Source organism: Gordonia sp. SGD-V-85 (genome assembly GCF_001456905.1).
Classification (GTDB): domain Bacteria; phylum Actinomycetota; class Actinomycetes; order Mycobacteriales; family Mycobacteriaceae; genus Gordonia; species Gordonia hongkongensis.
Genome location: NZ_LNQO01000004.1, coordinates 256015 through 269171 on the forward strand (window position 1 = coordinate 256015; position 13157 = coordinate 269171).

Consider the following 13157-nt stretch of genomic DNA (forward strand, 5'->3'; position numbering starts at 1 on the left):
GTTTAGGTTCGCGGTGGGCACAACGATGGCCACTCCGACGATCCGTCAGCATCATTCCTCCAGTGTCAGAACCGAATGCCCCACGTAAGATCCGATTCAACGCCTTCGACATGAATTGCGTTGCGCACCAGTCACCGGGTCTGTGGCGCCACCCCGACGACCGGTCGTGGGACTACAACACCATCGACTACTGGGTCGACCTCGCCCGCTTGCTGGAGACCGGCGGATTCGACGGTCTGTTCATCGCCGACGTCCTGGGCACCTACGACGTGTACGCCGGCAACGACGAAGCCGCCATCCGCCAGGGTGCGCAGATCCCCGTGAACGACCCGCTGTTGCTCGTCTCGGCGATGGCGCACGCCACCGAACACCTCGGCTTCGGGGTCACCACCGGTACGGGTTTCGAGCATCCCTACCCCTTCGCACGGCGCCTGTCGACGCTGGACCACCTCACCCGTGGCCGGATCGGCTGGAACGTGGTGACGGGATACCTGCCTGCGGCAGCCCGTAACATGGGCGCCGACGATCAACTCGAGCACGACGAGCGCTACAACCAGGCCGATGAGTACCTCACCGTGCTGTACAAGCTCTGGGAGGGTTCGTGGGAACGCGACGCGGTCCTCCGCGATCGCGAGGCGGGCATCTTCGCCGACCCGGCCCGGGTCCATCACATCGGGCACCGCGGAAAGCACTTCACCGTGCCCGGCATTCACCTCGCCGAGCCGTCGCCGCAGGGTTCACCGGTCATCTACCAGGCCGGGGCCTCGCCTCGCGGCCGACGTTTCGCCGCGGAGAACGCCGAGGCCATCTTCGTGGCCGCGCCGACCAAGGCCATCCTGCGTGATGTGGTGAGCAAGGTGCGCGACGAGCTGATCCTGGCCGGACGCGACCCGTACGACGCGAAGATCTACACGCTGCTGACGATCATCACCGACTCGACTCCGGAGGCAGCCCGCGCGAAAGCCGCGGAGTACCAGTCCTACGCCAGCACCGAGGGTGCGCTGGTCTTCATGTCGGGCTGGATGGGCATCGACCTCGCGAGTTACGAGATCGACGAACCGATCGGCAACGTGCAAGCAACGCGATCCAGTCCGCGGTCGCCGCTTTCCAGCAGGCGAGTGACACCGGCGAGGAATGGCGCGTGCGGGACATCGCGGCGTGGGGCGGCATCGGCGGAATGGGTCCGGTCCTGATCGGCTCCGGCGACGAGGTGGCAGAAGCTCTGCAGGACTGGGTGACCGAGACCGACGTCGACGGCTTCAACGTCGCCTACGCGGTGACCCCCGGATCGTTCGAGGACATCATCACCCACGTGGTGCCCGCCCTCGAGCGGCGCGGACTCTACGACCGGGACTACGTCCCGGGAACCCTGCGCCACAAGCTCTTCGGGCGTGGCGATCAACTGCCGGAGAATCATCGCGGGTCCACGTACCGGGTCGGTGGGAGCAACTCGACCATCGACGATTCGATCAGGGAAGCCGCTCAGCTCACCAGCGCGAACGGGGGCCTCCGGTGATCGAGGTGGTGGGGTTGACGAAGGTGTTCGGTGTCGGTTCGCCCGACCCGACGACGGTGCTCGACGAGGTCGACTTCACTGTCGACGCCGGTGAGATCTTCGCCGTCGTCGGCCCGTCCGGCGCCGGCAAGAGCACGCTGGCCCGGTGTCTGAATCTGCTGGAACGTCCGACGTCGGGCAAGGTCGTGGTCAACGGGGAGGATCTCACCGCACTGGGCACGTCGGGCCTTCGCGACGCCCGGCGCCGGATCGGCACCGTGTTCCAGTCGGCGAGTCTGCTGTCCCGGCGAACCGCGGCGCAGAATGTCGCTTTGCCTCTCGAATATCTGGGTGCGACAAAGCGATCGACCACGGCACGCGTCGGCGAACTTCTCGATCTGGTCGGCCTTGCCGACAAGGCGGACCTGTATCCGCATCAGCTGTCCGGCGGTCAGCGGCAGCGCGTCGGCATCGCTCGGGCCCTCGCACTCAAACCTTCCGTCCTGCTGTCCGACGAAGCCACCTCGGGTCTGGATCCCGCGGCCACGGACACCTTCTTACGGCTCCTCACCGACGTTCGGGACGAACTGGATCTCGCGGTGGTGTTCATCACCCACGAGATGGACACGGTCGTGCGGGTCGCCGACACCGTCGGCCGTCTCGAACGCGGCCGCATCGTCGAGCACGGAAGACTGGAACATGTGGTCCTGGAACCGGATTCGGTTCTGGGACGGGCACTCCGGCCGCGCGGGCCGAGTGCGCAACCGGCCTCGGCCGAAACCCCGATCTCGGTGGTCTACCACTCCGCGACGGTCCCCGCGGACTGGTTGACCCAGCTGGGCAGGCGACTCGACATCTCGATCTCGGTGCTGGGCGCCAACGTGCAGACCATCGACGGCACCGTCTTCGGCGATCTCACCGTGTCGGTGCCGACCGGACACGCGTCGGAATTCATCGGCGCCGCGGGTGAACTAGGCCTGGCCGCGCGCCTTCTCGACGCCACCGCGACCGCGGGCGGTACCGCCGTCGAGACCGTCACCGGCTCCGAGGTGGCCGCGTGAGCACCACGTATTCGGCGAACATCACGGTGCCGCTCGACGAGATCCCCGACCTGCTCATCCCGGCGGCCATCGGCACGGTCCTGATGGTGAGCATCGTGATGGTCGTCGTCCTGGTGGTGGGAGTCCCGCTGGGCGCACTCATCCACAACCTCGCTCCCGGCGGGCTTTTCGCACGACGCTCGTTGCACACCCCCCTGTCGTGGGTGATCAGCATCGGTCGGTCGTTGCCCTTCCTGGTGCTTATGACGGCGATCATCCCGTTCACCCGCCTGGTCACGGGCACGAACATCGGCATCGCCGCAGCGGTGGTACCGATGTCGATCGCCGGCATCGCCTTCTTCACACGCATCGTCGAGAACTCGCTGCGGTCGGTCCCGGCCTCGACCATCGACGTGGCACGTGCGTCCGGCGGATCGAACGCCCAGATCATCTGGAAGGCACAAGTTCCCGAGGCGCTGCCGAGCATCGTCGGCGGACTGACGATCAACACCATCGCGATGATCGAGTACTCCACGATCGCCGGCACCATCGGCGCCGGCGGACTCGGATACGTGGCCGTGACCTACGGCTACCAGCGATTCGATCAGGGAGTCATGGTCGCCACCATCATCGTGCTCATCGTGACGGTGGCCGTGATCCAGGTCGCCGGCGACGCCCTCGCCCGCAGCCTCAACCCGGTCACGTCCCGCCGGGTCAACCACTGAAGAACCACAAAACCGCCGGCCGGCTCTGCTCCCTGAGCGGCGGAGCGCCCGTCACCGCATCACCCAGCCACACCCGAAAGGCACCCCATGACACAGGACACCGGTTCCACCACCGGCACCTCATCGAAATCCGGCGAGACTCCCTCTCCGCCCGGCAGTTCCGGAATCGAGATCTCGACACGTCGCCGCTGGCCGCTGATCGTCGGCGCGCTGGTCGTGGTCGCCGTGATCGCCGCCGTCGTCGGCTGGCGCTTCCTCGGGTCCGACTCGACGTCGCCCAACGAGACCGCCGGTGCGACACTGACCGTCGTCACCGCCGAGGGCAACGCCTCCGAGCAGGCACTGGTCGAGTTCATCGCCGACGAGGTCGCACCCCGGTATGACATCAAGGTCGCATTCAAGGGCCTGTCCGACTCCACGACGCTGAACCGTGCGGTCAGCGACGGGGAGGTCGCGGGCACCGTCTATCAGCACAAGCTGTGGCTGTCGCAGGTCCTCGAGGCGAACCCGGACTTCCAGGAGGAAGCCGCGACGCCGGTGTTCCGCTGGGGATTCGGCATCTGGTCGGACAAGTACCGCGACGTCGCCGACCTGCCGCAGAACGCCCGCGTCTCCCTCTACTCCGATCCCGCGAACGAAGCCCAGGGACTCTGGCTGCTCGAACGCGCCGGACTCATCACGCTGAAACCAGGCGTGGACAAGTGGAAGGCGACCCAGAAGGACATCGCCACGAATCCGCGGAACCTGCAGTTCGTCCTGCTCGACTTCGCCGCCCAGTCGCGCTCGCTCGCCGACCTCGACGCCACCGTGGGCTACACCGAGTACTACCTCGCCGCGAACATCGACATCGCCAAGCAGATCTACGCTCCGCCCGCTCCCGACGAGTTCGCCGGGCAGCTGACCATCGGGACGCAGTGGAAGGACACCGAGAACATCAAGAACCTGGTCGCCGCGTTCAAAGACCCTGCCGTGCAGGAATTCCTGCGGACCGATCCGCGGGTCAAGGGCATCCTGCTGCCCCTGTGACCAGCGTCGGCACTGCTGCACACCCCATCACCGCACCCGGGTCGCCCATCGCGACCCGGGTGCGGTGCGCATAGGCTCACCGCGTGAGCCGCACACATCACGGGCACGGTCATGCGCACTCGCTGTCCGACATCAGCCACACGCTGTCGCCGATCGCCCGGTGGTTCGTCATCGGCACGCTCGCGGTGACCGCGGTCGCGGTCGCGGTCGGCATGGTCGTCCTGTGGCCGTCGGATTCCGAACACCCGATCCCCACCCAGTTCCGGTCCGCCGACGGCGGGCCGATCACCACGGTCGACGGCGAGATCGTGGACCAGTTCCATGCGAATTGCCTCAACTCGGTGGCGGGATCAGTGCTCGAGACCGCCGACATACCGGTGAATCCGGTGCCGGGTGGGCCGTGCATCCTCAACGCGGTCCGGTTCACCTCCGGTGACGTGGCCGGCCAGTACACCGTCCTGGAGATCCCGACCAACCGGGCACAGGCCGGATCCGGGCCCGACACCGTGGCCCCCGCCGCCGGCACGCTCGACGACCCCCAGGCCGGCCAGCCGACGTTGAACGCCGGTGACGACATCCGGCTCGCGACCGTTCCCGGCCCCGACGGCAGCGACCGGTACAGCTTCTTCGACTTCCAGCGCGGACCGGCGATCATCTTCTGGGCCGTGCTGTTCATCGCCGCGATCGTGCTGGTGGCGGCGTGGCGCGGGTTCCGCTCGATCATCGGGCTGGCGATCGCCTTCGGGATACTCACCGTGTTCACGCTGCCGGCCATCCTCGACGGGTCGTCCCCTGTCGCGGTGGCGGTCGTGTCGTCGGCGGTGATCCTGTTCGTGGTCCTCTACCTCGCGCACGGTGTCAGTCTCCGGACCAGTTCGGCTCTGCTCGGGACGCTGACCTCCCTGCTGCTCGCGGGATTCCTGAGCTGGCTCGCCATCCGGACCATGAACCTCACGGGGCTCTCGGGCGATCAGACCACCAATCTGCAGGTGTATCAGGGCAACATCTCGGTCAGCGGTCTCCTGCTCGCCGGGTTCATCATCGGCACCCTCGGTGTTCTGAACGACGTCACGATCACCCAGGCCTCGGCGGCCTTCGAACTGGCCGCGGCCGGCGAACCGTCACGGCTCGCGACCTTCCGCGCCGCGATGCGCGTGGGCCGCGACCACATCGCGAGCACGGTGTACACCCTCGTCTTCGCCTACGCGGGCAGTGCGCTGCCGCTGATGCTGCTGTTCTCGGTGGCCCAGCAGCCGTTGGGCGGACTGCTCACCACCGACGTCGTGGCAGTGGAGTTGGCCCGCTCGTTCGTCGGCGGAATCGCGATCGCGCTGTCGGTTCCGCTCACGACGGCGATCGCCGCCGCGCTCACGACCCCGGCGGGCGCGGGACGTACACCGGCCGCGCACGCCGCGGCCTGAGGTCACGGCCCGCGATCAGCATCGACCCTTGGGGAGGTCGGCCAGGTTCTTTCCGAGCCAGTTGCCGAGCCGGGTCAGCATCTTGGTCCCGTCGGTGAACGATCCACTCCGCGGGATCGCCGCCATCGACACCGCGACCTGGCCGCTGGTCGTGGTGATGATGCCCAGTTGCCGCACCAGATGCGCCGACGACTTCGACGTCGCCGGACCCCAGCCGCCCTTGACGGCGGTCACCGCTCCCTGACTGCGCCCCACCTTCGCGATACCCCACTGCTGATTCGGGGCGACGGCGCTCATCAGCCGGATGAGGTGTTCGCTGTCGGGCAGACACGGCAGGTGAGCGCCGAAGATCGCCTGGTCGCGTAACGCCCACGCGGTGTGACCGGGGTACGACGGGGGGTTGTCGACCTCAGAGGACACGTGCGTCCGGACGTCGTGGCCCTCACGGAGAACCGCACTGACAGCGTCGACGGACGCGTGCCCGCCGCCGAGCACCCCCCACAATTCGCCGGCTGCATCGTTGTCGGAGAAGGTGATCGCCTTGTCCTCCATCGCGGCGACCGCGGGACCGCGCTTGCGCTGCGCGGCGAGCGACACCGGAACCTTCATCGTCGACCATGCACGTCCCGATTTGAGCGACCCGAGGGAGATGACCTCGTCCCCGCCGACGGGCACGATCGCGATCCCGAGCTGGCCGGGCAAGGACTTCCGCATCGACTTCGTCAGTGCGGCATAGCTCTTCGCGAGCTTCTTGTCGAGCGGCTCCGGTGGCTTGAACCACGTGGCGAAGGGTTCCGGCAGTGGCGGCAACACCGGGAGCGGTATCGCCGTCGCCGAGCCCGCGCCGATCACCATCGACATCGCCACCGCGCAGAACACCACGCCGATCCTGGTCACAACTTTCACATCTGTCTCCTGAGTCACTTCAGACACATGAGACTAGGGCGGTTACGCACCAGGGACCAGGCTGTATACCCAATCGGAACCTTGCTGGGACCGGGGTCACACCGCTTCGAGGACCGGTCAGGCGGAACAGCGGCCGCGCGGAAGACGGGCGAGGTTGGTGTCGAGCCAGTTCGCCACCGAATTCAGCGCGGCGATACCCCCCGACATCGAGCCCCCGACCGCGCTCATCGCCACCGCCGCACGTTGGCCGTCGCGGAAGGTGAGAATTCCGATCTGACGGACGAGGTATCCCTCGGAAACTCCCGGACCCCAACCACCCTTCACCGCAGTTGCGCGGGGCGCCGGCATGATCTCGATTCCCCACTGCTGATTGCCGCCCACCTGACCCATGAGGGCGACGACCTGTCGCGAACCCGAGATGCAGGGCAAGCCGGCGGTGAACGTCGCGGCCCCCGGCAGCGACCACACCGTCTGCCCGAACACGGTGAAACCGGCACGACGCTGCGTCGCCGGGACCACCGTCGTGGTGTCACCGCCGTCCCGCAGCACCGCGGTGACGGCGTCGGCTGCCGCCTGTCCGCCGCCCAGCGAGGACCAGAGGCTCTCCGCGGCGGCGTTGTCGGAGTCGACGATCGCCGCCCGCGCCGCCGGGCCCGGGCCGTTCGCCCGTTCTGCGGCGACCGCGAGCGGGACCTTGATCGTCGACCACGCCACCCGGGGTGTCGCATCGCCGAGGGTGAGCCCGGGGACGGCCGACCCACCGACCGGTGCGATCGCGATGCCGACCGTCAGTCCGGTCGACGCGGCAACCCTGCGGAAACTCGCCGCGAGGCCTCCATACGACCCGGAGGCGACGGCCGCCGACGACGTCGGGATGTCTGTAGCGCGTGCGGCGGGTGTTGACGCCGATGGGTCGGCGGTCACCGTGACGGTGACCGGCACAACGGGTTTCGGGTCGGATTCGGTCGAGCAACCGGCGAGGAGCGCGAGCGCGCCGAGCACGACGATGCAGCGGTTCCGCCGAGTCCGCGTGGGCCACAACGGCCGTCGGGTGGTGTCCATCAGTAGATGTGCACCAGGGCGTCATTGCCTCCCCGGCACGCGACGATCCCGCCTTCGGGAACGCAGTTCATCGCATAGGCCTGCCCGGTGACCGGGCTGACCGCGACCACGACGCGCGGCGACCGTGGCGCACCCGCTCCCACATACGCATCGCGCACCGCGAACGCGAACGGGCAGCTGGTCACCGATGTACCGATCCCGACCGTCGCATCGCACGGACTCGAACCGGGCGGCGGCGCAGCCGGGGCCGGCGGCGCCGGCGGAACGTTCTGGACGGTCGGCGGGGGCGCCACCGTCTCGGTCACGGTCGGTGTCGTCGGCTCCTCGTCGGCCCGGGTCTCGGCATCGTCACCCGAGCCGGCGATCAGGACGCCGCCGAGGACGGCGAGCCCGACGAGTGCCACCGCGATCAACCCGATCAGCACCGGTATCGCGACCGAGCGTCGCTGCGGCGGCGGATAGGCGGGCGGATACCCCGACGGCCCGTACACCGGCGGACCGGGTTGCGGTCCTGCGTAGTTGTGCGCCCCCGAGAACTGCTGCGGCCCCGAGAACTGCTGCGGCCCGGAGAACTGCGTGGTCCCGGCTCCGGCCTCGGGGCCCGTCGTGTGCCGCACGAGGGTCGGTTCGTACCCGGGGTCGGTGGGCGCGATGACCGTGTCCGGAGCGCGGACGACACCGGTGGGTGCTTCCGGAGGCGGTGGCGACGCCTTGACGAGATCCGGCCCCGGCCCCGGCCGGACCCCCTCCACTCCCCCGGCGAGCGCGCTGCGAGCCGCGCGGGCGAGCGCGACCGCGGAATCGTGACGGGAGGTGGGATCGGCGGCCAGGGCCGTGCGGATCACCTCGTCCATCGCCGGCGGGACGTCGGCGTTGACCGCACTCGGCGACGGGGCCGGTGACAGTACGGCCGCCTTGATCGCCGCACTCACCGTCTTCGCCGGATGCGGCACCCGCCCGGTCAGGCACTCGAAAAGCACACAGGCCAGGGCGTAGATGTCGCTGGCCGCGCTGACCTGGGCGGCGTCGAACAACTCCGGGGCCATGTAGGCGATCGATCCCACGGCCGTCCCGGTCTGGGTGAGGTGGGTGTCCTCGGCGGCATGCGCGATGCCGAAATCGACGAGATACGCGAAGTCGTTCGCCCCGACCAGGATGTTCTCCGGTTTGATGTCGCGGTGCACGAGCCCCTCGGCGTGTGCGGCGTCGAGCGCCGCGGCCACCTGTTCGATGATCGACACCGCGCGTTCGGGCGGGAGCCGCATCTCCTGCGTCAGGAGCGCGCGTAGATCTTCTCCGACGACCAACCGCATGTCGATGAACAGCACGCCGTCGATCTCGCCCCAGTCGTGGATCGGGATGACGTGCGGTTCGCCGAGGCGGGCCGCGGCATGCGATTCCCGGCGAAACCGTTCCTGATACATCGGATCGTGTGCCAGCCCGGGGTTGAGCAGCTTCAGCGCGACGACCCGGTCCTTGGTCGTGTCGTATGCGCGGTAGACCTCGCCCATCCCACCGCGGCCCAGTAGTTCGTCGAGGCGGTACGGCCCGAACTGTGTGTTGACCCGACTCCCAGCCATACGCAGGAGCATATGTCGGTAATCGGACATCGTCTGTCGACCACTCGATTGCACCTTCCGAGTACAGGTGTCGCGTCGGGCCCCGAGCCCGCGCCGTCGCGTGACTACGCTGTGCCTGGTGACGCCGTCCACCCGGACGGCACGGACTCGGCCCGCTCGCTCCGCTCCCGGCGCCGATACGGACTCGGCCCGACTGATGTGAGGAAACGCCCGGAGATGTCTGCTCTGACCAAAGGCCAGAACGGCCCGTTGCCGACCCCCGATGTCATCGTCTCGGTGGACCTCGCGACCGCCGCCGACCTGTCGGCCCTCCTGGTCACCGACCGGGGGGTGGTGCGTACCGACGACGACTTCGTCTTCTACAACCAGCCGACCGGGCCCGGCGTCCGGCTGGAACAGGCCGCCGCAGGTTCTGCGCGACTGCACATCTCGACCGCTCGAGTACCTGCCGACATCGACGCGGTCCGCGCGGTCATCACGCTCGACGACGCGTCGTCGACCTTCGGCCGTTTCGCACCGCCGGTCGCTCACGTCACCGACGAAGCGGGCCGGCCGCTGTACGACTTCACCGTCACCGGCCTCACCAGCGAGTCGGTGGTCATCGCCCTCGAGGTGTACCGACGCAACAGCGAGTGGAAGGTACGTGCCGTCGGTCAGGGATACGCGGGCGGTTTCGCCGACCTGGTCCGCGACCACGGGGTGAGCGTCGACGACGAGCCGCAACCGATACCCGCCCCGCCCGCGCCGATCAGCTACTCGCAGCCGTCGGCTCCCACTCCCCCGGCACCCGCGCCCCCGGCGGCGGCGCCCACTCCCGCGCCCCCTGCACCCGGACCGCCTGCTCCCGCACCCCCGGCGCAGCCCGCCGAGGTCAGCCTGCGCAAGGGCGCCCCGGTGAGCCTGGCGAAAGGCCAGAAGGTCACCCTCCGCAAGGAGGGTGGCGTGGCACTCACCGACATCCAGATGGGACTCGGGTGGGATCCGGTGCGCGGCGGATTCGGGCGCCGGGGCTCGATCGACCTCGACGCCTCGGTGCTCATGTTCTCGGGCGGGAAATGCGTCGAGACCGTCTACTACGGTCACCTCAACAGCAAGAACCGTTCGATCCTGCACTCCGGCGACAACCTCACCGGTGAAGGCGAGGGCGACGACGAGGTCATCCGCGTTGCGCTGCAGTCGGTCCCACCCCAGATCGACGCGTTGATGTTCATCGTCACGTCGTACCGGGGCCACACGTTCGAGAAGATCGAGAACGCCTACTGCCGGCTCGTCGACGAGACGACCTCCGCCGAGCTGGCCCGTTACACCCTCAAGGGCGGGATGCCGTTCACCGCGGTCGCGATGGCGGTCATCTCCCGCGACGGCGGCGAGTGGAAACTGCGTGCGATCGGCGACGGTTTCAACGCGAAGACCCCGAAGAAGGCCGTGCCGCTCGTCGGCCGCTACCTCTGACGCCGACGCCGGACGCCCCCGCGGTCAGATCACGCCGTGCAGGGGCGGCTCCTCGCCGCGCAGAACCCAGCGCCCGATGTGCTGGTACTTCCATCGCACGGGGTCGTGCAGCGTGTGCGTCCGGGCGTCGCGCCAGAAGCGATCCAGCCCCCCACCACCGGCGGCACTGCGGGTCCCGCTCACCTCGAACAGGGCCGACGCCACCGAGGGGGCCACCCGGTCGGCCACCACCTTCGCCGTCGCGACTGCGATCGAGGCCTCCGCGACCAACTCGCGCGAGGACGATTCCGGGGTACCTCCCACTGCCGCGTCGACTCTTCGACCGGCCGCGGCGAGGGTCGCCTCGGCGGTCGCGACCTCGACCTCCAACTCGCCGAAGCGCTGCACCAACAGCGGATCATCCACTGCCCGTTCGACATTCGCCTCGAACCACGGTCGCGACTTCGTACGCACGAACTCCGACGCCGCGCGCAGCGCACCGCGGGCGATACCGACGTCGATCGCCACATGGAGCAGCTGGGCGAAGGCGCCGTAACCGGTGGGCGCCGATGTTGCCGGTGCGCGCGCCACCAGATCCGCGAGACCCACGCCGACCCCGCTGAACCGGACGGTCCCCGAGCCGGTCGTGCGCTGTCCCACCGCATCCCAGTCGTCGACGATCTCCACGCCGTCGGCATCGGCCGGGACGAACGCCACGTACTCCCCGGGCGCGACGTCGCCGACGGCGACGTCCAACCGCGCGAGGACGGCGAGGGTGTCCGCGAACAACGAACCGGTGCAATAGAACTTCTCACCGTCGAGGACGAATAGCGTCGATGCTCGATCGGCCACCGGACTCAACCGTGTCGAGATGTCGGCGATGGTCTTGCCGCCCCGCTCGGACTGAGCGTTGGCCACCCGTCCGCCGGCGAGGACGTCGGCGAAGATGCGCTCCTGCAACACTTCTCCCGCGGACAGGCGGACGAGGTTGAGGTAGACGAAGTGGCTGTGCGGGATCTGCGCGATGCTCGCGTCCGCGGCGGCCAGGATGGACACCACCTCGGCGAGCGCACTGGGACGCAGGTCGAGACCACCGAACCGAGCCGGGACGGTGAGTGCCAGCAGCCCCGACTGCGACAGACGGTCGATCTCGGCATGGGGCAACCGACGTTCGCGGTCGCGCTCGGCCGCCCCGACCGCGAATTCGGCGGCCAGTTCGCGCGCGATCGACAGCGCCTCGGCCTCGGACCCGATCCGCACGGCGGACCGGACCCGCGCCTGGCTCACTGCGGTCACGCCACTCCCGCAGGCGTCGGGGCGGTGTCGCTCTGGGCGCCCTCGATCTCGCGCACCAGAGGCAGCACCTTCTCACCGAAGTACTCGATCTCCTCCTGGAAGTGCAGGAAGCCGCCGAGGATCAGGTCGACGCCCAGACGCTTGTAGGCGACGATGCGTTCGGCCACCTGCTCCGGGGTGCCGATCAGCTGGGTCCGGAAGCCGTCGTTGTACTGGACGAGGTCCTCGAACGACGAGTCGGCCCACATGCCCTTCTTGTCGCCTGTCGAGTTCCCGGCCTGCTGGACGGCGTCCCGGAAGCCCTCCACCGCAGGGCGATTCGCCTTCTCGACGATCTCGCGCAGAGTGTCGCGGGCCTCTTTCTCGGTGTCCCGCGCGATGATGAAGCCGTTGAGCCCGAACTTCACCTCGCGCTCGTGGGCACGTGCGACGGCGCGGAGGTCGTCGAGCTGCTCGGTCACGCCGTCGAAGTCCTTGCCGTTGGAGAAGTACCAGTCCGCGTACCGTCCGCCGTTGTTGCGGGCGGCCGAGGAGTTCCCGCCCTGGAACAGCTCGGGGTTCGGACGCTCGACGGTGTTGAGCGGCTTGGGCTTCAGCGTGAAGTCGTGGATGCGGTAGAAGTCGCCGCGGTAGTCGACCTCGTCCTCGGTCCAGATCTTGCGGATCACCTCGAGGAACTCTCCGCTGCGCCGGTACCGCTCGTCGTGCTCGAGCCACGGCTCGCCGAGGTGGGTGAACTCGTCCTTGAACCAGCCGCTGACGACGTTGATCGCGAAGCGACCCTTGGACAGGTGGTCGGCGGTGGCGCCGAGCTTCGCCAGGACGGCCGGATGCCAGAGCCCCGGGTGCACCGCCGCGATCACCTTCAGCCGCTGCGTGGCGAGCAGGAGCGCGAGGCTGAAACTGGTGGATTCGTGCTGGTATTCGGCTCCGTAGCTTGCCTCGTACCGCACCTGCGACAGCGCGTACTCGAAACCGTTGTTCTCGGCGGTCTGCGCGAGTTTGACGTTGTAGTCGTAGTCCCAGCCGGTGCGTTGCTCGATGGTGCTGGTGACCAGGCCACCGCTGACGTTGGGCACCCAGTAGGCGAACTTGATCTGGTCCGCGATGGACTCGGTGGACATGGCTACCTCCGCGAGGTGTCGGTTACATGGCGAGAAGGGACGTGGTGAAGG

Annotated in this window: 10 protein-coding genes and 1 pseudogene; 6 read left to right on the top strand and 5 right to left on the bottom strand. The window is 68.5% G+C overall.

What is annotated here, in order from left to right:
* The first annotated feature begins 110 nt into the window (after positions 1-110).
* The 5 genes and pseudogenes from AS181_RS06645 (at position 111) to AS181_RS06665 (ending at position 5707) form a co-directional block, all read left to right on the top strand.
* Positions 111-1516: pseudogene (locus tag AS181_RS06645) on the top strand (LLM class flavin-dependent oxidoreductase).
* Positions 1513-2556 (top strand): methionine ABC transporter ATP-binding protein, encoded by a 1044-nt coding sequence (locus tag AS181_RS06650; protein ID WP_058250788.1) that lies wholly within the window; start codon positions 1513-1515, stop codon positions 2554-2556. The pseudogene AS181_RS06645 and the gene AS181_RS06650 overlap by 4 nt, the downstream one beginning before the upstream one ends.
* Positions 2553-3260: a methionine ABC transporter permease gene (locus tag AS181_RS06655; protein ID WP_058250789.1), complete on the top strand. Its 708-nt coding sequence runs from the start codon at positions 2553-2555 to the stop codon at positions 3258-3260. The genes AS181_RS06650 and AS181_RS06655 overlap by 4 nt, the downstream gene beginning before the upstream one ends.
* Before the next feature lie 87 nt (positions 3261-3347).
* Positions 3348-4286 carry a MetQ/NlpA family ABC transporter substrate-binding protein gene (locus AS181_RS06660; protein WP_058250790.1) on the top strand — a complete coding sequence of 313 codons (939 nt, stop codon included), beginning with the start codon at positions 3348-3350 and terminating at the stop codon, positions 4284-4286.
* Positions 4287-4369: 83 nt separating this feature from the next.
* Positions 4370-5707, top strand: coding sequence for a YibE/F family protein (locus tag AS181_RS06665; protein WP_058250791.1), 1338 nt, complete (start codon positions 4370-4372; stop codon positions 5705-5707).
* A 15-nt stretch (positions 5708-5722) separates the two neighbouring features.
* Here AS181_RS06665 and AS181_RS06670 read toward each other — a convergent pair whose 3' ends face one another.
* The 3 genes from AS181_RS06670 to AS181_RS06680 form a co-directional block, all read right to left on the bottom strand.
* Positions 5723-6568: a hypothetical protein gene (locus tag AS181_RS06670; protein WP_175404287.1), complete on the bottom strand. Its 846-nt coding sequence runs from the start codon at positions 6566-6568 to the stop codon at positions 5723-5725.
* A gap of 162 nt (positions 6569-6730) precedes the next feature.
* On the bottom strand, positions 6731-7675 hold the full coding sequence (locus AS181_RS06675; protein ID WP_058250793.1) for a hypothetical protein: 945 nt from the start codon (positions 7673-7675) through the stop codon (positions 6731-6733).
* Positions 7675-9255: a serine/threonine-protein kinase gene (locus AS181_RS06680; RefSeq protein ID WP_058250897.1), complete on the bottom strand. Its 1581-nt coding sequence runs from the start codon at positions 9253-9255 to the stop codon at positions 7675-7677. The genes AS181_RS06675 and AS181_RS06680 overlap by 1 nt, the downstream gene beginning before the upstream one ends.
* A 216-nt stretch (positions 9256-9471) precedes the next feature.
* On the opposite strand from AS181_RS06680, the gene AS181_RS06685 reads away from it, so the two are divergent.
* A complete protein-coding gene (locus tag AS181_RS06685) occupies positions 9472-10707 on the top strand; it encodes a TerD family protein (RefSeq protein ID WP_058250794.1) in 1236 nt (411 codons plus the stop codon).
* A gap of 24 nt (positions 10708-10731) precedes the next feature.
* On the opposite strand, the gene AS181_RS06690 is transcribed toward AS181_RS06685, so the two are convergent.
* Positions 10732-11982: an SfnB family sulfur acquisition oxidoreductase gene (locus AS181_RS06690; protein ID WP_058250795.1), complete on the bottom strand. Its 1251-nt coding sequence runs from the start codon at positions 11980-11982 to the stop codon at positions 10732-10734.
* On the bottom strand, positions 11979-13106 hold the full coding sequence (gene sfnG, locus AS181_RS06695) for a dimethylsulfone monooxygenase SfnG (RefSeq protein WP_058250796.1): 1128 nt from the start codon (positions 13104-13106) through the stop codon (positions 11979-11981). The genes AS181_RS06690 and sfnG overlap by 4 nt, the downstream gene beginning before the upstream one ends.
* Positions 13107-13157 lie beyond the last annotated feature (51 nt).

Excerpts from the sequence above, each read along its gene's own strand:
- AS181_RS06670 (WP_175404287.1), bottom strand. The coding sequence starts at position 6,568 with ATGTCGATGGTGATCGGCGCGGGCTCGGCGACGGCGATACCGCTCCCG.
- AS181_RS06685 (WP_058250794.1), top strand. The coding sequence starts at position 9,472 with ATGTCTGCTCTGACCAAAGGCCAGAACGGCCCGTTGCCGACCCCCGAT.
- AS181_RS06660 (WP_058250790.1), top strand. The coding sequence starts at position 3,348 with ATGACACAGGACACCGGTTCCACCACCGGCACCTCATCGAAATCCGGC.
- AS181_RS06680 (WP_058250897.1), bottom strand. The coding sequence starts at position 9,255 with ATGGCTGGGAGTCGGGTCAACACACAGTTCGGGCCGTACCGCCTCGAC.
- AS181_RS06675 (WP_058250793.1), bottom strand. The coding sequence starts at position 7,675 with ATGGACACCACCCGACGGCCGTTGTGGCCCACGCGGACTCGGCGGAAC.
- sfnG (WP_058250796.1), bottom strand. The coding sequence starts at position 13,106 with ATGTCCACCGAGTCCATCGCGGACCAGATCAAGTTCGCCTACTGGGTG.